The following is a 22,373-nucleotide window of genomic DNA, read 5'->3' as shown; positions in this document are numbered from 1 at the left end:
ACTAATCCGAGGCGTTGAGGAGGATAACGCCTTGGATGATTTTCTTAAGTATCTGACTTTCCCCTACTTATGGGAAGGCGCTGTTATCGCCGTGCAGCTGCTGGTTGGCGCGCTGGCGGGCGGCATTGTGATTGGTTTTTTCCTGGCGTTAGCCAGCAGCTCAAAGCACGGGTTTATTCGCGTGCCGGTGAAAATTTACATCTATACGCTGCGCGGCACGCCGGTGCTGCTGCAGCTGATTTTGCTGTACAACGTGCTGCCGGAATTTGGTCTGCGTTTGAGCCCATTCACCAGCGCGCTTATCGCCCTGATGATCAACGAAACCGCCTTCTGCGCCGAAATCATTCGCGGCGGCATTATGGCGACCGATCGCGATCAAAGCATGGCGGCGCAGGCGTTCGGTTATTCGCGCAGCAAAGAGATGATTCACGTGGTGATCCCGCAGGCGCTGCGCGCCATTCTGCCCACCATGGGCAATGAAACCGTCGGGCTGCTGAAATCCACCTCGCTGGCTTCGGTGGTGGGCGTCAATGAGCTGACGATGCGCGGCCAGGCGATTGTGTCGCAAAACTTCCTGTTTATTCCGGTGCTGGTCGCGTCGGGCGGCATCTATCTGATTCTTTCCACGCTGCTGGCGGGCGGTCAGTGGTGGCTGGAGAAGTTCTACAACCTTGATGAACGTGCGCGACGGGCACGCGCGCGCCTGGCGAAACTGCCGCCGGAAGCAGACGTGATGCCGATGCAGCTACCAAAACGGCGCTGGGATACGCAAACCGCTGCGCCGGTGCTGGAAGTGAATCAGCTGTGCGTCGACTACGCCGGTAAAGCGGTACTGAAATCGCTGTCGTTAACCGTCCGTCGCGGCGAAGTGGTGGTGCTGCTTGGTCGCTCCGGTTCGGGCAAAAGTACGCTGCTGAAATCGATTCTGGCGCTGACGCCACGCAGCAGCGGCACCATTCAGACTGAAGGCCACTTCATGGGCAGCGACGAAAACGGTCGCGCGCTGGCGCAGCGACATCTGCCGGTGAACCGCGCCAAGTCGGGCATTGGCATCGTGTTCCAGCACTTCGCGTTGTTTGATCATCTTACCGCGCTGGAAAACGTGATGAGCATTCTGCTGCGCGTGCAGGGCGCACAGCCGGAAATCGCGCGCGGCAAAGCGATGCGCGCGTTGAAAATGGTAGGACTCGGTGATTTCGCCGCCTCGCTGCCGCACGAACTCTCTGGCGGACAGAAACAGCGCGTCGGCATTGCGCGCGCGCTGGCGGCAGAACCGCAAATCCTGCTGTTTGATGAACCGACTTCCGCGCTCGATCCCGAACTGGTGCGCGAAGTGAACCAAACCATGCGCAGCCTGGCACAGACCGGCATCACCATGATCATCAGCACCCACGACATCGCGTTTGCGGCGGGCGTTGCCGATCGCGTGGTGTTCCTGCAGGATGGCGCGCTGATTGAAGAAGGCCCGCCGACGATTCTGCAAAATCCGCAAACGCCGGCTTTTGCCACCTTCCTTGAACATGAAAATGCTGCGGAGGCGCCACATGCCAACGCGCTTTGAACTCACGGCACGCGAGCGCCTCGGCGATGCGCTGTTCCGCTATATGCAGGGCCAACCGGCCGATGCGCTGGGTAATGAACCCGATGCCAATCAGCAGGCGCTACGCCGCTTTCGTCTGTTACCGCGCGTGTTGCAGGGCAATGAAAGCATCGACACGCAGATTTCCCTGCACCAGCAAAACTGGTCCGCGCCGATTGGCGTCGGCGCGTTTGCCGGTGACCGAATTTTTCACGAAGAAGGGGTGCTGCCGATTGCGCGCGCCTGCAAACGTCTGCAACTGCCACTGGTGATCTCCGAAGAGAGCGTCACGCCGCTGGAGCAGATTGGTGCCGAATACGACCGCTGCTGGCTGCAACTGCGCGCGGCGGGCGATGTCGGCCGCATCAAAGCCTTAATCGATCAGGCCGCGCAGGCCGGATTCAAAAATATCGTGCTCACGGTGCTGGCGCCGGTGCATCCGGTGGCCGGATTACAGCCCGGCGGCTTCTCTATTGGCGATGCCCTGAAACAGCGCGGCTGGCACACCATCGGCGGCACGCAGCCGGGCGTTGCGCCGCTGCCGGCTTTCCCGGTGTGGCGCTGGCAGGAGATTGATGAGGTGGCGGCGCACTGCGCCGATCGCCAGCTTCCGCTGTGGCTGAAAGGCGTTCTGCATCATGACGATGCGGCACAGGCCGCGCAGCACGGCGTCAGCGGTTTGATTGCCTCTAACATTGGCCTGCGCCAGAGCGCGCGCTGGGCTACGCCGGTCGATCAGCTGCCCGATTTGCAGGCGGTGACGCGGCTGCCGCTGCTGCTGGATGGCGGCGTACGCTGCGGCAGCGATGCGGTGGTGGCGCGCTGTCTTGGCGCGTCGCTGTCGCTCAGCGTGCGCCCGATCATCAGCGCGTTAGTGGCGGGCGGCGAGAGCGCGGTGTTCGATCTGCTTTCCGGCTGGATCAATGAAGTTACGGCCATTAGTCACTGGTGCGGCGTCAGCGATATGGCGGCACTCAACGGCAGCTTTATCACCGAGGAGCGCCACTGATGCAGACACTGATTTTCAATCAAGGCGATGCCAGCGAATCCCGCATCTATTACTGCGCGCACTATCTGGCGCACAGCCTCGGCCTGTTCGCCGCACAGCAGCTGCAGGTGATCTTCACCACCAGCGAATCAGGCGGGCATACGGTACAAGGCGGCCAGGTTCCCGCAGTGCTGAATCGCGACGCCGATCTCACGCTGGGCGGCCCGATGGTGGTGATGAAGCATTTTCAGCAGCACGGCGCAGAGTTGCAGTGTTTCTGCGCCTCGGTGGCGGCCAATCCGTGGTTTCTTGCGGCGGCGCAGGCGCAGCCCGATTTTCAGCTCAGCGATCTGCGCGGCAAACGTGTGCTGGATGTCGGTAATGTCGGCACCGCCACGCTGACGTTCCGCTGGCTGCTGGCGCGTCACGGTTTGCAGGATGACGTTGAGCTGATCGCCGGCAGCGGCGATCAGGCGCGGGATTTCGCCGCAGTTGCCCAAGGTGCAGCCGATTATGCGCTGCACGCCATGCATATGCTGGCGCCCGCCATCGCCGCCGGACAACTCCACAGCATCAGCAGCCTCGCCAGCGTGTGCGGCCACCTACCCTGGAGCGCCTACATTGCACGCGCCGATGTATTGCAGGAGAGAGCCGCCGCTTTCGCCGCCTTCTCCCGCGCCATTGCCCAGGCGCTGACGTGGATCGCCAACCATGACGCCACTGCACTGGCGCAACAGGTGCAGGCGTTTTACCCCGATTATCCGCGCGAGGCGCTGGTGCGCGGCCTCGCGGCCTATCAACAGGCCGGTGTCTTTGCGCCAGATGGCGTCATTCCGCGCGCCGAATTTGCGCATTTTAGCCAGCTGTTAAGTGCTATCGGCTGGCTCGATTCGTCACAGCCGGTGCCGTACGCGGCGCTGGTGACGCAGGCAGGAGCAGAGCAATGAAACAGCTAATTATTAATGGTTTGGTGGTCGGTGAAAGCGGCGCGGCGCCTGCCGATCTGTTACTGGAAAACGGCAAAATCAGCGGACTGCTGACGCCTGCCGCGCTTACCGACGGCGTTGACGAGGTAATCGATGCACGTGGCTTGATCATCGTGCCCGGCGCCATTGACGTGCATACCCATTTCACCGGCTCGCACGATTTTCCCGAACAGGAGCTGCGTGAAGGCACGCGCGGTGCGGCGGCGCACGGCGTCACCACCATCGTCGAGATGCCGCATTCTCTGCCACCGGCGACATCGCTGGTTAACTTCAGCGCCAAAAAAAGCTGGCTGGCTGACAACTGCTCGGTGGATTACGCCCTGTGGGCTGGGTTAGACGGAAACAACGTGCATGAACTGGCGGCGCTGAATCAGGCGGGTGCGCTGGCCTTCAAAGCCTTCCTGTGCAGCGGCGCACCCAACGGCGACGCCACCGACGAGAAAGGTTTGCCGCGTCTCGACGATGACGGCCTGCTGCGCGCCATGCGCGAGCTGGCCACGTTCGACGGGCTGATTGGCGTGCACGCTGAGAATCACGAGATTTTGATCGGTGCTGGCAGCGAACAGCGCCGCGCCGGACGCAAAGATGCGCGCGCTCATGCGCTGGCGGGGCCGGAAATCGCCGAGATCGAAGCGGTAGGACGCGTGTTAGCGATTGCCGAAGAGACCGGCGCGCGCTGCCATATCGTGCACGTCAGCTCGGCGCGCGCGGCGGAAACCATTGTCGCTGCCAAAACCCGCGTACGCGCCAGCTTCGAAACCTGTCCGCACTATTTACTGCTCGACGAAGACGATCTGGTGCGCATCGGCCCCAACGCGCGCTGCGGCCCGCCAATCCGCCCACGTCCGGTGGTGGATGCGCTGTGGCAGGTGCTGCTGCGCGGCGATATCGACATGATCGCCTCTGACCATTGTCCGTACACGCCCGCACAAAAACAGGCGGGTGAAGCCAGCATCTGGGAGGCGGGCATGGGCCTGACCGGCGTGGAAACCCTCAGCCCGATGTTCTTCAGCGCGGCCCATATTGAACGTGGCGTGGCGCTCAGCGAGTTTGCGCGCATGACCGCCAGCGGCCCGGCCAAAGCCTTCCAGCTGTGGGGCAAAAAAGGGGCGATTGCGCCCGGCTTCGACGCCGATTTGGTGTTCTACGACGCCAGCCAAAGCTGGACGGTGCGCGGCGCCAATTTTCAGGGACTCGGCAAGTGGAGCGCATTTGAAGGGATGCGCTGTCAGGGTAGAGTGGTGCGCACATTGATTCGTGGCGTCACGGTATTCCAGGATGACCAGATGCAGGTTGAACCCGGCTTCGGTCAGTTCGTGACCCGACAGGTTTAAACAGGATAAACAACATGGCAGGAAAACCCTCTACCGCTCGTCGTAAAAACAGCGCCCCGCTGGCGCAGGACGCGGCCACCGATAACAGCTGGAATAGCGCGCGTCCGCGCACGCTGGTCGATCACGCCGTGGATGCCATTCTCAGCGCCGCCTCGCGCGGCCTGATCCTGCCCGGCGACCGCATCGCAGAACCCGAGCTGGTGGCGAAACTCGGTATGAGCCGCGTGCCGATCCGCGAAGCGCTGCGCATTCTGGAGAGCCAGGGCATTGTCACCAGCGAGCCGTATAAAGGTATCCGCCTGATGGAGATTTCGCATCAGCGGCTGGAGCAGATTATCGATGTGCGCATCCCGCTGGAGACGCTGGCCTGTCGCCGTGCGATTGAGGCCGGACGCAACAGCGCTGAGCAGCTTAATCAGCTCTATCAGGGCGTGGCGCAGATGCAGGCGATGATGCAAAGCGATAACGTTTACGGTTTTGCCTCCGCCGATACCGATTTCCACCGCACGCTGTGCAGCTTCGCGCACAACCCGGTGCTGAGCAATTTGTGGGAGTCGATTGCCCGTCAGCTGACGGTGATTTTCGGCCTCTCCACCATGGGCAAATCGATGAGCGACATCATTGAGGAGCATCAGCGGCTGATTAATGTCTTTGCCGATGGCGACATCGCCAAAATGACCGACGAGGTTGAGAACCACATCCGCATTCAGGCGCTGGACGTGGATTACGAAACCCTGATAACACAGCGCCGACAGCACCGTTCCGCTCTCGGCTAATTTCGCCTTGCCTTTACACCAGGGAAAACACCATGAAAATCATTAACGTTGAGGCGTTTTACCTGCGCCTGCCAGTGATTGAGCAGCGCACCGACAGCTCTCAGGATGCGCTGCTGATCAAAATCACCACCGATGCCGGCATCACCGGCTGGGGCGAAGTGGATGGCAGCCCGTATGTCACCAAAGCCATCATTGAAGCGCCCTATTCGCACACCATGGTCACCGGCCTGAAGTCGCTGTTAATCGGCGAAAACCCGCTGGAAACCGGCCGTTTATGGAAGAAGATGCACAAAGCCACCCTCTATTACGGCCGCAGCGGCGCGGTACTACAGGCGATGGCCGGCATCGACATCGCCTTGTGGGACATCAAAGGTAAAGCACTCGGCAAGCCGATTGTTGAACTGCTGGGCGGCGCCATGCGCGACAAAATGCGCGTTTACTCCTCCAACATGTTCCAGTTCAGCGTCGAAGAGACGGTCGCGCGCGCGCAGCATGCGATGGATACCGGCCATAGCGGCGTGAAGTTTGGCTGGGAGCCGTTTGGCACTGACGAAGCGCTGGATCTGCGCTATCTCGACGCCCTGCGTAAAGCGATGGGCGACGATGTGGATCTGATGCTGGATGTCGGCCACGTGTGGGATGCCAAAACCACCATTCGCCGCAGCCAGCGCTATGAACACCTCAATCTGTTCTGGATTGAAGAGCCGCTGCATCCCGATAACTACGCGGGTTACGGCCAGGTTTCCGCCGCCTGCCAGCAGCATATCGCCGCCGGTGAGCAAGAGTGTTCGGTAACGGGTTTCCAGCGCCTGATAGATGAAGGCGGCATCGATATCGTGCAGATCGACCTGACGCGCACCGGCTTTACGCAGGCAATGGAGATCGCCAGCTACGCGCACAGCCGTGGACGCAAAGTTTGCAACCACAACTTCACCACCGACATTAATACCGCCGCCTCGCTGCATTTCCTGTGCGCGATTGAGAATGCGCTGGTGATGGAGTATTGCGTCGAGCCGGGCGAAATCAGCCGCTCGCTGGCGAAGAATCCGGTGCGCATCGCCGACGGTTACGCGTGGCTGCCGAGCGAGCCGGGGCTCGGCGTTGAACCCGACGAAGCGGTGATCGAGAAATTTTTGGTGCGCGGTTAACCAGGTCGCCATGAATGGCGACCCTACGGCGCATCGGCACTGTTTTTGTAGGGTCGCCATTTATGGCGACCTGGTAACAGAGTGATCTGAATTACAACGCAAAAGGTTGTTGGCGCGCGGCTCACTGGCTACCCTTCTTCGCAGCGAATGCAAGAGGGTGCCATGCAGCAAAAAATTTACTGGATCGACAACTTACGTGCGGTTGCCTGCCTGATGGTGATCGTCATTCACACCACAACCTGGTACATCACCGGGCCGATGGCGGTGACAGGCCTGAGCTGGGATGTGGCGAACCTGCTTAACTCAGCGTCACGCGTCTGTGTGCCGCTGTTCTTTATGATTTCAGGCTATCTGTTTTTCGGCGAACGCAGCGCACAAGGGCGGCATCTGCTGCGCATCGTGCTGTCCCTGCTGTTCTACAGCGCGGTGGCGCTGGCCTATATCACCTGGTTGACGCCGATCAGCGAAGGACGGTCGCTGCTCAAACTGCTGCAAAAACCGGTGTTCTATCACCTGTGGTTCTTCTTCGCCATTATCGGCATCTACCTGTTATCCCCGCTGATTCAGGTGAAAAGCGTGGCACCGCGCTATGTCGCGATACTGGTGATCGTGCTGGCGGTGCTGGCGAATCCGAATACCGTGAGCCAATCGCTGGGACCGTTCCACTGGCTGCCGGTGAATCTCTATGTCAGCGGCGACAGCATTTACTACCTGCTGTATGCGCTGCTCGGGCGTGCGATTGGCTGCATGGAGACCGACAAGCGCAGCGTCAGCTGGCTGGCGGGATTGGGCTTTGTGGCCTGCGTGATTGGCATTGCGCTCGGCACCAAACAGATGCTGAAAATCAACGGCGCGTTCAACGATACCTGGTATCTCTACTGCGGGCCGCTGGTGTTTGTTGCCGCCATCAGCCTGTTGATTCTGTTCAAAAACACCCTGAATCAGCGCGCGCTGCCGGGGCTCGCCACCCTCTCACGCTATTCCCTGCCGATCTACGGTTTTCACGCGCTGTTTATCCACTTTCTGCGTACCCATCACTACGACGACATGTCGCGCCCGTGGCTCGATTTGCCGTGGGTGATGGGCACGACGCTGATTGGCAGCCTGCTGCTGGCGATGGGATTACAACGCGTGGATAAGCGTCATCTGGTGAGCTGATCGTCCCAGCGCTGGTGCGCGCGGCGCAGCTGGCGTGCTGAGGAGAATCCAGCGGCCAGCGCCGCCTTCTCCGCCGCTTCGCCCTGCTGCTGGCGTTGCCGTGCAATCACTAAGCGCAGCTGTTCGTGGTACTCGCGCACGCTGATGCCCAGATGCTGGCGGAACAGGCGCGTCAGATGGCGCTCGCTGACATGCGCCCGCTCGGCCAGTGCGGTAAGCGACCAATCGTGTTCGGGGTGAGCAATCATTACATCCTGCGCGCGATGAATCGCCGGATGCATGTGATTGCGATAGCGCAGCCACGGCGACAGCTGTGGATCGTCGCCGGAACGGCGGAACCACACCACCATTTCGCGCGCCACTTTCAATGCCTGCGGCGCGCCGCACAGCCGATTGATGAGATGCAGCGCCAGATCGATGCCCGCAGTAATGCCCGCGCTGGTCCAGATGCCGCCATCTTCGACGAAAACCCGGTTATCTTTTACCAACGCCGCTGGCGCTGCCGCTTTCAGGCGCGGTAACACATCGTGATGCGTGGTGCATTGGATGCCATCCAGCAACCCCGCCTGCGCTGAAAGCAGTGCGCCGGAACAGATGCACACCAGCGTGATGCGCTGATCGGTAATCGCCGCCTGCTGCTGGCGCAGCCAGTCACGCGCTATCGCGGCCGGTGCGGTATCAAAACAGACGCGCGAATCGTGTACGCCAGGCACCACCAGCAGGCTGTTTGCCGGCAGTTGCGCGGGCAAGGGCGCGATGTCGGCGAGGGTCATGCCGGTGGAGCACAGCACGCTTGGCTGCGGACCGATGTAGTGCAGCGCGAAGTGGCCGTCGGCCAGCTGCAGGGTTTCAGCGGGGCCAGTGAGATCCAGCGCCATCACGCCGGGAAGCACGAGAAAGAAGACGGACTGCGGCATGTTGGGCTCCGGTTGGTGCGGCGTTCGGCCAGGTTGGCATAAATGCCAACCCTACATGTAGGGTCGCCATTAATGGCGACCAAATCAGGCCACTCGATTCAACAGAATCACCCAATCATACCCGATAAAAACCCCAACACCCTGCCAAATCCAGCCATCACTCCTCCACATCAAGACATCAACGGCTGCAGCTGCTGATACAAACGCGCAAACACTTCGCGCTGTGGCTGATACGCCTGATGCCGCGCCGCATCCGGTTGATGCCGCTGCGCCAGTTCCAGCGGCGGCCATTCGCTCGCCGGATCTACCGCCAGCTGCGCCAGTCGCGCCGCACCCAGCGCCGGGCCGACTTCGCCGCCGTGGCAATAATCCAGCGTTTGCCCGCTGATATCCGCCAGCATCTGACGCCAGTACGCACTTCGCGCGCCGCCGCCAATCAGCATCACGGTTTTCGGCTGCACACCGCACTCATGCACCGCATCCATGCCTTCGGCCAGCGCGAAGCCCACGCCTTCCAGCACCGCGCGCGCCAGTTCTGGTCGGCCATGCTGATGCGTTAAACCAAAGAACGCGCCCTGCGCCTGCGGATTGTTATGCGGCGTGCGCTCGCCAGAAAGATAGGGCAGGAACCACACTGGCGGCACATCGCTGCGCGCTTTTTCCGCCTCACTTAGCAGTTGCGGCACATCGGCACAGCCGGTTAGCGCCGCCGCCCAATGGAGGCAGGAAGCCGCGCTCAGAATCACCGACATCAGATGCCAGCGCTGCGGCAGCGCGTGGCAAAAGCTGTGCACCGCACGCTGTGGATTGCTGAGATAGCCGTCGCTCACCAGGAAATAGACGCCCGACGTGCCGAGCGACAGCATGCCTTGTCCCGGCTCAACCATGCCGACACCCACCGCGCCCGCCGCGTTATCGCCGCCGCCTGCCACCAGCGGCACGCTTGGCATGCCCCAGCGCGCGGCGACATCTGGCAACAAGGTGCCGGTGATCTGATTGCCTTCAAACAGTTGCGGCATCTGGCTGCGTTGCAAATCGCAGGCGTTGAGCATCTCATCGCTCCAGTCGCGCTGCGCCACATCCAGCCACATCGTTCCCGCCGCGTCCGACATGTCGCTGGCGAACTCACCGCTCATGCGGAAACGCAGATAATCTTTTGGCAGCAGCACTTTAGCTACCTGAGCAAACACCTGCGGCTCATGCTGTTTTACCCACAGCAGCTTAGGCGCGGTAAAGCCAGGCATCATCAGGTTACCGGTGATGCGACGCGAATCCGGCACGCGCTTCTCCAGTTCCTGACACTGCTCGCCGCTACGCCCGTCATTCCACAAAATCGCCGGACGCAGCACCCGATTCTCGCTATCCAGCAAGGTGGTACCGTGCATCTGCCCGCTCAGGCCAATCGCCTTCACGCCGCTGAGATCGTGCTGCTGGGCCAGCGCCTGCATGGCACGATCGGTCGCCCGCCACCAGCTTTCGGCATCTTGCTCGCTCCATAACGGCTGCGGCCGCGACACCTCCAGCGGCGCACTCTCCACTGCAATCACTTTGCCGTGCGCATCCAGCAACGCCACTTTCACGCCGGAGGTGCCTAAATCGATGCCGATAACCATGCTGCGCTCCTGAAAAGTTAAAAATCAAACAAGTAGTGATTCACCAGATTCTCCAGCTGTTCCTGGCGTCCACTGCGATGCTGTGGATTAAATTGCTGTTGCTGTGCCTGATCCGCCAGCGCGGCGAGAGAAAATTCCCCCTTCAGGATCTGCTGTCCGAACTCGCCGTTCCAGCCGCTGTAGCGCTGCGCCACACGCTTATCCAGCTCGCCGTTCGCCACCATGCGTGCCGCGACTTTTAACGCCAGCGCCATGGTATCCATTGCGCCAATATGGCCGTAGAACAGGTCGTATTTATCAGTGCTCTGGCGGCGGACTTTGGCATCAAAGTTTAAGCCGCCGGTGGTGAATCCGCCCGCTTTGATGATTTCGTACAACACCAGCGCATTCTCTTCGACGCTGACCGGGAACTGGTCGGTATCCCAGCCACACTGCATGTCGCCACGGTTAGCATCCACCGAGCCAAAAATGCCCAGCGCGATGGCCGTTGCGATCTCATGATGGAATGAGTGCCCCGCCAGCGTCGCATGGTTGGCTTCCACATTCACTTTGATCTCTTTCTCCAGCCCGAACTGCTTCAGGAAGCCATAAACTGTCGCGACATCATAGTCATACTGATGTTTCGTCGGCTCCTGTGGCTTGGGTTCAATCAGCAACATGCCGTGGAAACCGATCTTATGTTTGTGCTCCACCACCATCTGCATAAAGCGGCCAATCTGCTCGCGCTCCTGACGCAGGTCGGTATTCAGCAGGGTTTCATACCCTTCACGCCCGCCCCACAGCACATAGTTCTCACCGCCCAGAGTTTGCGTGGCCTGCATGGCGCTGCACACCTGGCTGGCGGCCCAGGCAAAAATTTCCGGATCCGGATTGGTCGCCGCACCCGCACCGTAACGCGGATGGGTAAAGCAATTGGCAGTCCCCCACAGCAGTTTCACGCCGGTTTCCTGCTGTTTTTCCAGTAATTTATCGGTCATCACCGCGAAGTTTTCACGATAGCTTTTCAGCGAATCCCCTTCCGGTGAGACATCCACATCGTGGAAGCAGTAATAAGGCACATTCAGTTTATGGAAGAACTCAAAGGCGACATCGGCCTTTTGCTTCGCCAGCTCAAGCGCATCACCCGGCTTCTGCCATGGACGATCAAACGCGCCAACGCCAAACATATCCGCGCCGTTCCAGCAGAAGGTATGCCAGTAACAGGCTGCAAAGCGCAGATGCTCCGCCATGGTTTTACCGAGAATCACCTCGTCCGGGTTGTAATGACGAAACGCCAGAGGATTGCGGTTATTACTCCCTTCATAACGAACGCGATCAAGCTGGTCGAAATAGGCGTGCATAGTTAGCTCCTTAGCATGAGGACCCGAATGGTCAGCTTTGAGCGGTTATTGTGATGATGTAATTTACTGCTGCTCAATTACGATATTTAACACTCAACGTAAGATAATTATTATTTGTGCGCCAGCTCGCAAAATAATGTCGTTATTTTCATTCAGCCTCTCTCACGTCGTTTTTTCTGAAAGCGTTGAAATATCGATCGCGCTCATAAAATCGCAAATAAACCAAAAAACGTAATAGCCGGATAAAAATCAGTAATTGATGTCATCTGAAACTCAGGGCAACAATTCATCGGCCTGGTTATCAGCCTTACAACGACAACAGCCTCAACCTACAGGATTAATACCATGAACATGAAAAAATCACTGTTGGCCGCCTGCGCGGCTCTGGCCCTGTTTAGTCACGCGGGTAGCGCTAAAGAAGTCAAAATCGGTATGGCTATTGATGATTTACGTCTGGAACGCTGGCAAAAAGATCGCGATATCTTTGTGAAACAAGCCGAATCGCTGGGCGCCAAAGTGTTTGTGCAATCGGCCAACGGCAACGAAGAAACGCAGATGTCGCAAATTGAAAATATGATTAATCGCGGCGTCGATGTATTGGTCATCATCCCTTATAACGGCCAGGTTTTAAGTAACGTGGTGGCGGAAGCGAAACGTGAAGGCATTAAAGTGCTGGCGTATGACCGCATGATTAATAACGCCGATATTGATTTTTATATCTCATTCGATAATGAAAAAGTGGGCGAATTACAGGCCGAAAGTATTGTGAAGCAAGTACCAAAAGGTAATTACTTCCTGATGGGCGGCTCGCCGGTGGATAATAACGCACGCCTGTTCCGTGCCGGCCAGATGAAAGTGTTAAAACCTTATATTGATAATGGCAGCATTAAAGTGGTCGGCGATCAGTGGGTTGATGCCTGGCTGCCGGAAAATGCCCTGAAAATAATGGAGAACGCCTTAACGGCAAACAGCAACCACATTGATGCCGTTGTAGCGTCGAATGATGCCACCGCAGGCGGTGCGATTCAGGCATTAAGCGCGCAGGGCCTTTCCGGCAAAGTCGCGATCTCCGGCCAGGATGCCGATTTGGCCGCCATCAAACGCATTATGAACGGCACGCAAACCATGACGGTTTACAAACCCATCACTGAACTGGCGACCGAAGCGGCCAAAATCGCGGTGGAACTCGGTGACAACAAACAACCCGCCAGCAACAGCAAGCTGAATAATGGCCTGAAAGATGTGCCATCGCGCCTGCTGAATCCTATTCCGGTGAACAAAGACAACATTGAAAGCACGGTAGTCAAAGACGGCTTCCACAAGCAGAGCGAACTCTGAGGCGCAAGCCCGCAAAGGAGAGAGGCCGATGTTGCTGGAAATGAACCATATCACCAAACGTTTCGGCGTGGTGAAAGCACTGGATGACGTGAGCCTGCAGCTGGAAGCCGGTGAAGTGATGTCGCTGTGCGGCGAAAACGGCTCGGGGAAATCGACCCTGATGAAGATCCTGTGCGGGCTGTATCCGCACGGTGACTTCGAAGGCAGTATCCATTTTGCGGGCGACGAGATTCAGGCGCAGACCATTCGTGATACCGAACGCAAAGGGATCGTGATCATCCATCAAGAGCTGGCGCTGGTGCGGCAGCTGACGGTGATGGAGAACATTTTCCTCGGCGCAGAGCTGGGACGTTTCGGCATGGTAGATGACGAAACCATGACGCTGCGTTGCCAGCAGCTGCTGGAGCGGGTCAAGCTGCAGGTATCGCCGGATACGCGCGTCGGCGAACTGGGATTAGGCCAGCAACAGCTGGTGGAAATTGCGCGCGCCCTGAATAAACAGGTGCGCCTGCTAATCCTCGACGAGCCGACCTCTTCGCTCACCGAACAGGAAACCGAGGTGCTGCTGAGCATCATCAAAAACCTGCGTGAACACGGCATCGCCTGCATCTACATCTCGCACAAACTCAATGAGGTAAAGGCGATTTCGGACACCGTCTGCGTGATCCGCGACGGTCAGCATATCGCGACCCGCGCGGCCGCCGGGCTGAGTGAGGATGACATCATCACCATGATGGTCGGGCGCGAGCTGACGGCGCTCTATCCGCATAGCCCTCACGAGATTGGCGAAACCGTGTTGCAGGTGGAGAACCTCACGGCGTGGCATCCCATCAACCGCCATATCCGCCGGGTGGATAACGTCTCTTTTAGCCTGAAGCGCGGCGAAATTCTTGGCATTGCCGGGCTGGTCGGTGCCGGGCGAACCGAAACCGTGCAGTGTCTGTTTGGCGTTTGGCCGGGACGCTGGCAGGGCGATATTCATATTAACGGCAAGAAAGTCCGTATCAAGGACTGCCGCGCCGCCATCGCGCACGGCATCGCGATGGTGCCGGAAGATCGCAAAAAGGATGGCATCGTGCCGCTAATGGGCGTGGGCAAAAATATCACGCTGGCCGCGCTGGACCAATTTAGCCCCCGGCTTTCGCTGCTGGATGACGCGCAGGAACAACAAGCAATTAATCAGGCCATTGCGCGCCTGCGGGTGAAAACCTCGTCGGCGGAACTGCCGATTGGTCGCCTGAGCGGCGGCAATCAACAGAAAGCGATCCTCGCTAAATGCCTGCTGCTCAATCCAAAAATCTTAATTCTTGATGAGCCTACACGCGGCATTGATGTGGGCGCGCGCCAGGAAATCTATCTGCTGATCAATTCGCTAGTGCAGCAAGGGATTGCCGTGATTGTCATTTCGTCTGAGCTGCCCGAAGTGTTGGGCCTGAGCGATCGGGTTTTGGTGATGCATGAAGGCAAAATCAAAGCCGATCTGATTAACGATAACCTGACTCAGGAGCAGGTGATGGAAGCCGCCCTGCGGAGTGAACACTATGTTTAAGACCGAAAGTACGCAACGCGGCCTCACTACGCCGGGTAAAGGTGCGCCAGGTAAATTCTCGCTGCCAAATCTGCAGGTGCTGGTGATGCTGGGGGCGATTGTGCTAATCGCCCTGTTCTTCACCTGGACCACCGACGGTGCCTGGCTCAGCGCACGTAATGTTTCCAACCTGCTGCGCCAGACCGCCATCACCGGCATTCTTGCGGTCGGCATGGTGTTCGTCATTATCTCTGCGGAGATCGATCTCTCGGTGGGTTCAATGATGGGATTGCTCGGCGGTGCCGCGGCCATTTTTGACGTCTGGCTCGGTTGGCCGCTGCCGCTCACCATCGTCGTGACTTTGGTGATGGGTTTGCTGCTCGGCACCTGGAACGGCTGGTGGGTCGCCTATCGCAAAGTCCCGTCGTTTATTGTCACGCTGGCGGGGATGCTGGCGTTTCGCGGCATTCTGGTCGGCATCACCGACGGCACCACGGTGGCGCCCACCAGCCCGGCGATGTCGCAGATTGGCCAAAGCTATCTGCCTGGCGGGATCGGATTTGGCTTCGGCTTTGCTGGCCTGGCGCTGTTTATCCTCTGGCAATGGCGCTTGCGCCTGCGTCGCCAACAGCTTGGTCTGGCGCAAACCTCTGTCAGCGGTGCGCTGGTGCGACAGGTCATCACCGCTGTTCTGGTGTTAGGCGCGATCTGGCTGCTCAACGATTATCGCGGCGTGCCAACGCCGGTCTTGCTGCTGGCGCTGCTGCTGCTCGCCGGCATGTTTATGGCGACCCGCACGGCCTTTGGTCGCCGGATTTATGCCATCGGTGGCAACCTGGATGCCGCGCGCCTTTCCGGCATTAATGTGGCCCGCACCAAGCTGGCGGTTTTCGCCATCAATGGCGTGATGGTGGCGATTGCTGGCCTGATCCTGAGCTCACGCCTTGGCGCGGGTTCGCCTTCGGCAGGCAACATTGCCGAGCTGGATGCTATCGCCGCCTGTGTGATTGGCGGCACCAGCCTGGCGGGCGGCGTTGGCTCGGTGGCGGGCGCGGTCATCGGCGCATTTATCATGGCGTCGCTGGATAACGGCATGAGCATGATGGATGTCCCGACCTTTTGGCAGTACATCGTCAAGGGCGCCATTCTGCTACTGGCGGTGTGGATGGATACTGCGACGCGCCGACGGGTGTAATCGCGTGGGGGATCACAATGTGGTGCAAATTCTTTCTGCTGTCCGTCGTGCCATGCTATGCAAGGTGCTGTCGATTTAGGAGAGTGCGCCACGATGCATGAGAAACGCTTTCGCATTACGTTGCTGTTCAACGCCAATAAGGTCTATGACCGCCAGGTGGTTGAGGGCGTCGGTGAGTATTTACAGGCATCACAAACGGATTGGGACATTTTCATTGAAGAGGATTTTCGTTGCCGCATCGACAATATCCGTGAATGGCTGGGCGATGGAGTTATCGCCGATTACGACGATCCCTCGATTGAAAAACTGCTGGCGAACGTGTCGGTGCCGATTGTCGGCGTCGGCGGATCGTACCATCAGCCGCAGGACTATCCGCCGGTGCATTACATCGCCACCGACAACGCCGCGCTGGTCGAGAGCGCCTTTTTGCATTTGAAAGAGAAAGGCGTGAACCGCTTTGCTTTCTATGGCTTGCCCGCAGCCAGCGGCAAACGCTGGGCGCAGGAGCGTGAACATGCGTTTCGCCAGCTGGTGGCGCGCGAGCGTTATCAAGGCGTGGTTTATCAGGGTATGGAAACCGCGCCGGAAAACTGGCAGCACGCTCAGAACCGCCTGGCTGACTGGCTGCAAACCCTGCCGCAGCAAACCGGCATCATCGCCGTCACCGATGCCCGTGCGCGCCATCTGCTGCAGGCCTGTGAATACCTCAAAATTCCGGTGCCGGAAAAGCTCACGGTGATCGGGATTGATAACGAGGAACTGACGCGTTATTTGTCGCGCGTGGCGCTCTCATCCGTGGCGCAGGGTTCACGCCAGATGGGTTATCAGGCGGCAAAACTGCTGCATCGCCTGCTGGATAATCAGCCTCTGCAACTGCAACGAATTCTGGTGCCGCCGGTAAAAGTGATTGCGCGCCGCTCCACCGATTTCCGCTCCTTGCACGATCCTGCGGTGATTCAGGCGATGCATTACATCCGCTTTAACGCCTGCAAAGGCATTAAAGTTGAACAAGTGCTGGATGCCATCGGCATCTCGCGATCGAATCTGGAAAAACGCTTTCGCGATGAAACCGGCGACACCATTCACGCCATGATCCACCGCGAAAAGCTGGAGAAAGCGCGCGAGCTGCTGGCGTGTTCTTCATTGAGTATCAATGAGATCTCACAAATGTGTGGCTACCCGTCGCTGCAATATTTCTATTCGGTTTTTAAAAAGAGTTACGCCAATACGCCGAAGGAGTATCGGCAACTTCACGGTGAAAACGTGCTGTGACGCACGGCTGAGATCAAGAATTCCGCCGCGATTGTCGCTATACTCCTGCGGCATCTTCAAAGGAAGATCGTCGTCTCCGGTGAGGCGGCCGGATTTCAAATCCGGTTGGGGCCGCCAGCGGTCCTGGGCAGGTTCGACTCCTGTGATCTTCCGCCACTTTTTTGTTTCATTCAGCTAACTCAACAACCCCGCCCCCACATTCACTGACAATCCCAAAATCGCCAGATTGAATACAAACGAAATCACCGACTGTAACAGAGCGATTTGCCGCATATCCGTGGTGCCCGTTGCCACATCGGCGGTTTGCGATGCTACCGCGATGGTGAAAGAGAAGTAGAGAAAATCCCAGTATCCCGGCTGCTCGGGCTTTTCAGGAAAGATCATCGGCGTGACATCCTTGCTGCGCCGCAGATAGTGATGATGCGCGTAATGCATGGCGAATGACGTCGGAAGCAGCGCCCAGGAAACCACCAAGGTTGCCGCGGTCAGCAGCAGATGCAGAATGCGCGGCGTTCCCGTTAGGCTCTTCAGCGTGGTGAGTTCCATCAGAATCGCCAGAATGCTGACCAGGCAGGTGAGCGTTACCATACTCAACACCAGCGTCGCGCTTTCATCCTCGATTTTAGCAATATGCGGAATATCTTTGGCCTCGGTGCCTAGCATGCGCAGCCACAGAAAAGCGAGATAGAGCCATGCCAGCACGTTCCAGCCAATCAGCAGACGCTGCAACATGCCCAGGTGCGCAGGCAGGAAGAAATAACAGGCCACGCCAGCCACAATCGAAATCAGCAAACGCAGACGCGCGCGAAGGTAATGCATCAGAGAAAGGCTCATGGTGTCAGAGGCTTAGTGAAGGAAGGTGGATAGGTTAACTGTAGACGCTGATAAAGAGGTTGTAATTGCGGAGCACCCCAACCACTTATCAAATCTGCTGCGCTGCAGTTGATAAAATAATCGCCAATCGACTAATGAGCTTCATTGCGTCTCTCTGGCATACTGTGCACCAGATCCTAAAAGAGCGGAGGCGACATGTCAGAGGAGCAATCCACACCATCACCAGCAGGCGAATTTGTCATGTTCGCAAGCGGCGATGGGAAAGTGCGGGTTGAATGTCGCTTTGAAAACGAAACTCTGTGGCTTTCTCAGGCCATGATATGTGAGCTGTTTAATAAAGCGAAAGCGACCATCAGTGGGCATATCAAAAACATCTTCGAAGAGGGTGAACTGCTGGAAAATTCAGTTGTTCGGTTTTACCGAACAACTGCCAGCGATGGAAAAAATTATCAGGTTCAATACTTTAGCCTGCCAATGATTCTCGCCATCGGTTATCGCGTCCGCTCTGCTCGCGGTACTCAGTTCCGCCAATGGGCAACGCAAACCCTGCAAGAATATTTGGTCAAGGGCTTCGTGATGGACGACGAGCGGCTGAGAAATCCGCCGGTTGGTTCATCCGCAGTACCTGACTATTTCGATGAAATGCTGGAGCGTATTCGCGACATTCGCGCCAGTGAGCGTCGGATGTATTTACGCGTTCGCGAGATTTTTGCCTTAGCGGCTGACTATCAACCTTCCCTGAAAGAGACAACGCAGTTTTTTCAAACCATTCAGAACAAATTGCACTTTGCGTGTACCGGTTATACCGCGGCCGAGCTGATTCATTTGCGCGCCAACGCCAGCCAACCTCATATGGGTTTGACCAGTTTCAAAGGTGAAGAGGTGCGCAGAAGCGATGTCACCGTGGCTAAAAATTATCTGGTTCAGGACGAAGTGAGCGAGCTCAATCGCGTGGTCACGATGTGGCTGGATTTCGCCGAAGATCAGGCGCGCCGCCGCCAGCAGATTTTTCTTAGCGATTGGCAGAACAAACTCGATCAATTTTTGCAATTTAACGATCGCGATGTGCTGCAAGGTGCGGGTTCAATCAGTAAGAAAATGGCCGATGAAAAAGCGCAGGCTGAATACGGTGAATTCGCCGAGCAACAGCGTCGTTTGAAAGAATCAGAAGGTGAAAACAACATTGCCAGTCTGCTGCAGTGGCAGACAAGCCCTAAGAAATCGAAATGATCGCCGCTGGGCCGCATCCCGCCATTTCGCTCCTCAACTTATACGCGCCCACTCTTTACTTCCCCACCAATCTCCGCCACTTTGCTCCTTCATCGCTTTGTGGAGCCTGGCATGCTAATCCATCCAACCGATACTCTGACTTTTTCAGGTAATCCGCGTCAGGCTGAGCTGCGTCAGCGCCTACTGGAGCCGGATGCGCCGAAAGTGATTGCCGCTGCGTTAGCGAAACAGCTGGACCGTGAAACCTTCACCCATCGCCACGCTGCGGGGCAACTCTTCTGTTTGAAGCAGGGATTGATGACGGTAAAAACGCCGTCCGGTATTTTCGCCAATCCGCCGCGACTGGTTGGCTGGATTCCGCCCTACTTTGAACATGCAATCATCGGGCCGGGCCCGGTGCTTGGCTGGACGGTATTGGTGGACGATGCGCTGGCCGCGCCATTGCCGGATCATCCCGTCCTGCTTTCCTGCCCGTCGGTGCTGGAGCCGCTGGCGGAAAGACTGGCAACCTTGTCGCCCGAACACTGGGGCAGCGCGCGCTACAATCGCCTGTGCGAGGTATTTCTGGATGAGTTATATGAATCGACCGAACATCCGCTGACGTTACCGCTGCCGGCAGAACCGCGCTTGCTGCAGATTGCGCGCCTGTTGATGGACGATCCCGCCGATACGCGTACCGGACCCGAACTGGCGCGCTGGGCGGGGCTCAGCCCGCGCAGTCTGAGCCGTCATTGGGCCAGCGCGGTCGGCATGAGTTTGACGCGCTATCGCCAGGTTTCACGTTTACTCAAATCACTGGAAGGATTGGCGGCAGGCAAAAGTGTGCAGCAAGTGGCGTGGCAGGTCGGATTCGACAGCGTTAGCAGCTACATCAGCGCTTTTCGCAGCGCGTTTGGCTCAACGCCCGGCAAATACTTTACGCCGCCAGCCGACTCTGCGGATGCAAAAACAGCAAACTAGCAGGCCCATCAATGTCCGGCAAACTGTGCTGATATTTGCGTCGGAACGCGCCGGGCGGCAGATCGCACATGCGGCGGAAAGTGCGGCAGTAAGTTTGCTGCGAGTCGAAGCCATATTTGATGGCGATATCCATCAGCGGCATATTGCTGTTCAACAGCGCAATCACCGAAGCCGTTAACTTGCGCTCGCGAATATAGGTACCCAGCGCGACGCCGGTGTAACTGCGAAACAGTCGCTGCAGATGCCACTGCGAATAGCCGGCGCGGCGCGCCACGGTTTCCAGAATGAGTTTCTGCTCAATGTTGTCCTCAATCCAGAGCATCAGTTGTTGCATAAAGGCGGCGTGCATATCCATCTTTCCTCCTGATGTCGAAATGAATACCGTGATACCGATAAATCGTCGCACTGATCGTAGCGGCGCGATTTATCGCGCAATAAATTGCGCCGCTACGATCAGTGTGCTCTGAAACTTCGGTGTCAGCGATTAACTGATAAGCATTATAAGAAGAAGCTAACTGGCTATGTGATGGTCAAAAGCCAATAAATAACGATAACTCGCCAATTTGGCGCTTTATCATTCAGGCCGAATATTTCATCATCTTTGCTGATCAAGAGAATGGAGAACACCATGAAAGGAATTTACCCCGCGCAGAGGAGCGATTTTGCGGCGATAACCATTGTGTGGGAAGCCTCGGTGCGGGCGACGCATCATTTCCTGCAAGATGCGGATATCCGCGCTCTGCGCCCGTTGGTGCGCGAGCAATATTTGCCGATGGTTGAGCTGCGTGTTTATCGCGATGAACAACAGAACATCGTCGGTTTTCTCGGCGTAGCGGAAAATCGGCTGGAAATGCTGTTTGTCGCGCCGCAAGTGTTTGGTCTTGGCATAGGCAAACAGCTACTGCGCTACGCCATCGAACAAATGAATGTCAGCGAACTGGATGTGAACGAGCAGAATCCGCAGGCGCTGGGTTTCTATCAACATCAGGGATTTGTTATCACCGGCCGCTCGCCGCTGGATGGTCAGGGAAATCCTTTTCCGCTGCTTCATCTGCGCTATGCGCCGTGATTTAAATGGTCGCGCCCATTGAAAGGCGATAATGCAGGTCGACCTGCTCGATGGTGGGCTGCTGGTTGATCTTTTTCAGGATGATCTCCGTCGCCACTTTTCCCATCTCAAAGCGCGGCGTGATCACGCTAGCTAAGCGTGGCGTGGTTGCCTGACCAATTTCCAGCCCGTGAAAACCGGCAATCGCCATCGCTTGTGGCACGGCAATGCGCGCCGCCTGACACTCCTGTAGTACGCCAACCGCCAGATCGTCATTGGTACAAAGAATCGCATCCATCTCCGGATAGAGCTGGCGCGCCAGCGTCATCATGCCGGTGCCAATCGATACCGAAGAGACCTTGTTCGGCACAATCCGGCCCGCAGGCAACCCGGCCGCTTCAACTGCATCGCGATAACCGGCGTAGCGTTGCTCATCACGGCGATCGGACATCGAACCAAAATAGATAACGCGCTGTTTGCCGCTGGCCAGCAGCATCGCCGTCATGTCGTAGCCGGCGCGATAGTTGTCGAAGCCCACATTGATGCGTCCACGCGCCTCGGTCAGCCCCATCACTTCCGCCACCGGAATGTTGGCGGCGTTTAGGTATTTTTCTGCGCGCACGGTGTGCACAGATTCGGTCAGGATCAGCCCTTTGATGTTAAAGGCCAGCACCGTGGCGATCTGCTCCTCTTCACGCTGGGCGTTGTAGTCGTAATTGACCACCAGCGTTTGATAACCGTGCGCGCTGGTCACCGATTCAATACCCGCCAGCAAGTCGGCAAAGATTTGATTATTAAAAGAAGGAATTAACACGCCAATGCGCGGTGGGTTCTGTTTGGTCGCTGCGACATTTTCGCTATCCGCGACGTAGCCAATTTCGGCAATCACGCTGGCGATTTTCTCCGCCGTTTCCGTTTTGACCTTTTCCGGCGTGCGCAGATAGCGACTTACCGTCATTTTGGTGACGCCCGCCAGGGTAGCAATATCGTCCAGAGTGATGCGCTGCGTTTTCATTACGGCGTCCGCAAAGAGGGGCTGATAATCAACGTATTATGCCCGTTGCCTGTTAAAAAATGAAACGCACCCGTGCGCTCCGTCGGGTGAAATAAACTCGGTAAACCCGCGTGT

At 57.7% G+C, this 22,373-nt stretch carries 20 protein-coding genes and 1 tRNA gene; 15 read left to right on the top strand and 6 right to left on the bottom strand.

The window, feature by feature from the left end; all coding sequences use genetic code 11:
- The first annotated feature begins 31 nt into the window (after positions 1–31).
- From K5Y32_RS20825 to K5Y32_RS20795, 7 genes are all read left to right on the top strand, one after another.
- Complete coding sequence (locus tag K5Y32_RS20825) at positions 32–1,561, top strand: amino acid ABC transporter permease/ATP-binding protein (protein WP_222185655.1); 1,530 nt, start codon at positions 32–34, stop codon at positions 1,559–1,561.
- Positions 1,545–2,588: an alpha-hydroxy acid oxidase gene (locus K5Y32_RS20820; protein ID WP_222185654.1), complete on the top strand. Its 1,044-nt coding sequence runs from the start codon at positions 1,545–1,547 to the stop codon at positions 2,586–2,588. Before K5Y32_RS20825 ends, K5Y32_RS20820 begins: the two co-directional genes overlap by 17 nt.
- A complete protein-coding gene (locus K5Y32_RS20815; RefSeq protein ID WP_222185653.1) occupies positions 2,588–3,514 on the top strand; it encodes an ABC transporter substrate-binding protein in 927 nt (308 codons plus the stop codon). Before K5Y32_RS20820 ends, K5Y32_RS20815 begins: the two co-directional genes overlap by 1 nt.
- A complete protein-coding gene (locus K5Y32_RS20810) occupies positions 3,511–4,887 on the top strand; it encodes a dihydroorotase family protein (protein WP_222185652.1) in 1,377 nt (458 codons plus the stop codon). The genes K5Y32_RS20815 and K5Y32_RS20810 overlap by 4 nt, the downstream gene beginning before the upstream one ends.
- A gap of 14 nt (positions 4,888–4,901) precedes the next feature.
- On the top strand, positions 4,902–5,663 hold the full coding sequence (locus K5Y32_RS20805) for a GntR family transcriptional regulator (RefSeq protein ID WP_101763851.1): 762 nt from the start codon (positions 4,902–4,904) through the stop codon (positions 5,661–5,663).
- Between the two features lie 32 nt (positions 5,664–5,695).
- On the top strand, positions 5,696–6,811 hold the full coding sequence (locus tag K5Y32_RS20800) for a mandelate racemase/muconate lactonizing enzyme family protein (protein WP_222185651.1): 1,116 nt from the start codon (positions 5,696–5,698) through the stop codon (positions 6,809–6,811).
- Between the two features lie 162 nt (positions 6,812–6,973).
- Positions 6,974–7,969 (top strand): acyltransferase, encoded by a 996-nt coding sequence (locus tag K5Y32_RS20795; RefSeq protein ID WP_222185650.1) that lies wholly within the window; start codon positions 6,974–6,976, stop codon positions 7,967–7,969.
- Here the strand turns inward: K5Y32_RS20795 and K5Y32_RS20790 are convergent.
- The 3 genes from K5Y32_RS20790 to xylA all read right to left on the bottom strand — a co-directional run bounded on the left by K5Y32_RS20790 (position 7,954) and on the right by xylA (position 11,839).
- Complete coding sequence (locus K5Y32_RS20790; RefSeq protein ID WP_222185649.1) at positions 7,954–8,886, bottom strand: GlxA family transcriptional regulator; 933 nt, start codon at positions 8,884–8,886, stop codon at positions 7,954–7,956. The genes K5Y32_RS20795 and K5Y32_RS20790 overlap by 16 nt on opposite strands.
- 170 nt (positions 8,887–9,056) lie before the next feature.
- Complete coding sequence (gene xylB / locus K5Y32_RS20785) at positions 9,057–10,499, bottom strand: xylulokinase (RefSeq protein ID WP_222185648.1); 1,443 nt, start codon at positions 10,497–10,499, stop codon at positions 9,057–9,059.
- A 17-nt stretch (positions 10,500–10,516) separates the two neighbouring features.
- Positions 10,517–11,839 carry a xylose isomerase gene (gene xylA, locus K5Y32_RS20780; RefSeq protein WP_222185647.1) on the bottom strand — a complete coding sequence of 441 codons (1,323 nt, stop codon included), beginning with the start codon at positions 11,837–11,839 and terminating at the stop codon, positions 10,517–10,519.
- Positions 11,840–12,184: 345 nt separating this feature from the next.
- Here xylA and xylF point away from each other — a divergent pair, with 345 nt between their 5' ends.
- The 5 genes from xylF to K5Y32_RS20755 all read left to right on the top strand — a co-directional run bounded on the left by xylF (position 12,185) and on the right by K5Y32_RS20755 (position 17,328).
- On the top strand, positions 12,185–13,177 hold the full coding sequence (gene xylF / locus K5Y32_RS20775; RefSeq protein WP_222185646.1) for a D-xylose ABC transporter substrate-binding protein: 993 nt from the start codon (positions 12,185–12,187) through the stop codon (positions 13,175–13,177).
- Between the two features lie 28 nt (positions 13,178–13,205).
- Entirely contained in the window at positions 13,206–14,726 is a 1,521-nt protein-coding gene (locus K5Y32_RS20770; protein WP_222185645.1) for a xylose ABC transporter ATP-binding protein, read from the top strand.
- Entirely contained in the window at positions 14,719–15,900 is a 1,182-nt protein-coding gene (xylH, locus tag K5Y32_RS20765) for a xylose ABC transporter permease XylH (protein WP_222185644.1), read from the top strand. The genes K5Y32_RS20770 and xylH overlap by 8 nt, the downstream gene beginning before the upstream one ends.
- Positions 15,901–15,993: 93 nt before the next feature.
- Complete coding sequence (xylR, locus tag K5Y32_RS20760) at positions 15,994–17,172, top strand: D-xylose utilization transcriptional activator XylR (RefSeq protein ID WP_061719296.1); 1,179 nt, start codon at positions 15,994–15,996, stop codon at positions 17,170–17,172.
- A 61-nt stretch (positions 17,173–17,233) separates the two neighbouring features.
- Positions 17,234–17,328, top strand: a tRNA-Sec gene (locus K5Y32_RS20755).
- Between the two features lie 18 nt (positions 17,329–17,346).
- Here the strand turns inward: K5Y32_RS20755 and K5Y32_RS20750 are convergent.
- Positions 17,347–18,006 carry a DUF1345 domain-containing protein gene (locus tag K5Y32_RS20750; RefSeq protein WP_222185643.1) on the bottom strand — a complete coding sequence of 220 codons (660 nt, stop codon included), beginning with the start codon at positions 18,004–18,006 and terminating at the stop codon, positions 17,347–17,349.
- 195 nt (positions 18,007–18,201) lie between these two features.
- On the opposite strand from K5Y32_RS20750, the gene K5Y32_RS20745 reads away from it, so the two are divergent.
- The gene (locus tag K5Y32_RS20745) at positions 18,202–19,236 is read left to right on the top strand and encodes a virulence RhuM family protein (protein ID WP_222185642.1); all 1,035 of its coding nucleotides are present in this window, start codon (positions 18,202–18,204) and stop codon (positions 19,234–19,236) included.
- A 111-nt stretch (positions 19,237–19,347) separates the two neighbouring features.
- Positions 19,348–20,196 carry an AraC family transcriptional regulator gene (locus K5Y32_RS20740; protein ID WP_222185641.1) on the top strand — a complete coding sequence of 283 codons (849 nt, stop codon included), beginning with the start codon at positions 19,348–19,350 and terminating at the stop codon, positions 20,194–20,196.
- Here the strand turns inward: K5Y32_RS20740 and K5Y32_RS20735 are convergent.
- Entirely contained in the window at positions 20,153–20,551 is a 399-nt protein-coding gene (locus K5Y32_RS20735; protein ID WP_222185640.1) for a helix-turn-helix domain-containing protein, read from the bottom strand. The genes K5Y32_RS20740 and K5Y32_RS20735 overlap by 44 nt on opposite strands.
- 273 nt (positions 20,552–20,824) lie before the next feature.
- Between K5Y32_RS20735 and K5Y32_RS20730 the strand changes: the two genes are divergently transcribed.
- Entirely contained in the window at positions 20,825–21,265 is a 441-nt protein-coding gene (locus K5Y32_RS20730) for an acetyltransferase (RefSeq protein ID WP_222185639.1), read from the top strand.
- A 1-nt stretch (position 21,266) separates the two neighbouring features.
- Here the strand turns inward: K5Y32_RS20730 and K5Y32_RS20725 are convergent, their stop codons facing one another.
- A complete protein-coding gene (locus K5Y32_RS20725; RefSeq protein WP_101763867.1) occupies positions 21,267–22,259 on the bottom strand; it encodes a LacI family DNA-binding transcriptional regulator in 993 nt (330 codons plus the stop codon).
- Positions 22,260–22,373 lie beyond the last annotated feature (114 nt).

The organism is Pantoea sp. DY-15, assembly GCF_019795935.1.
In the GTDB taxonomy this organism is placed as follows: domain Bacteria; phylum Pseudomonadota; class Gammaproteobacteria; order Enterobacterales; family Enterobacteriaceae; genus Pantoea; species Pantoea leporis.
This window is presented reverse-complemented; position numbering and strand designations above follow the sequence as displayed.